This is a genomic window from Oleiphilus sp. HI0043, from assembly GCF_001634935.1.
In genome coordinates, this window is record NZ_LWEY01001918.1 from 1 (window position 1) to 1074 (window position 1074).

The 1074-nt window shown below is 46.3% G+C and carries 1 protein-coding gene; it reads left to right on the forward strand.

The features are described 5' to 3' along the window. Positions 1–1053, forward strand: a 1053-nt coding sequence (locus A3729_RS29585) for an isocitrate lyase (protein WP_068634563.1), incomplete at its 5' end; no start/stop codon positions are given. Between the last annotated feature and the right edge of the window lie 21 nt (positions 1054–1074).

Genomic DNA, 1074 nt, shown 5'->3' on the forward strand with positions numbered 1-1074 from the left:
ATTGCTGATATCGATGCTGGTTTTGGTAACGCTGAAGCGACTTACCTAATGGCTAAGCAGATGATCGAAGCGGGTGCTTGTGCACTACAGATCGAAAACCAAGTTGCTGATGAAAAGCAATGTGGTCACCAGGATGGTAAAGTAACTGTTCCTCACGCTGACTTCCACGCTAAGATCCGTGCATTGCGTCACGCTTTCCTTGAGCTAGGTATTGACAACGGTATCATCGTTGCACGTACTGACTCTGAAGGTGCTGGTCTTACTAAAGAAATCGCAGTAGTTAACGAGCCGGGCGATTCTGGTGATATCTACAACTCTTACCTAGATGTTGAAGAAGTTACTCCAGAAGAAACAGCTCCTGGTGATGTGCTAATCAGCCGTGACGGCAAGCTTGTTCGTCCTAAACGTCTTCCTTCTGGCCTATACCAGTTCCGTTCAGGTACTGGTCATGAGCGTTGTGTATTCGATTGTATCGGTGCGCTTAATGCTGGTGCTGACTTGCTTTGGATCGAAACTGCAGTACCAACTGTACACGAGATCAAAGGCATGATGGACGACGTACGTAAAGTACACCCAGATGCGAAGCTTGTTTATAACAACTCTCCATCTTTCAACTGGACCTTGAACTTCCGTCAGCAAACTTATGATACATGGGTAGAAGAAGGTAAAGACGTATCTGCATACGATCGTAACAACCTGATGTCTGCTGAATACGATGAGTCTGAGTTGTCTGCAGTTGCTGACGAACGTACTCGTACATTCCAAGCGGATACTGCTCGTGAAGCGAACGTATTCCACCACTTGATTACTCTACCAACTTATCACACGACTGCATTGTCTGTTGATAACTTGGCTCAGAACTACTTTGGTGATATGGGTATGTTGGGTTACGTTGCTGGCGTTCAGCGTAAAGAGATCCGTCAAGGCATCGCATGTGTTAAGCACCAAAACATGTCAGGTTCTGACATCGGTGACGACCACAAAGAATACTTTGCTGGTGAGCGTGCTCTTAAGGCAGGCGGTGCTAAGAACACTTCTAACCAGTTCTCTTAATCTGAGACTGGCTAGTTAAGC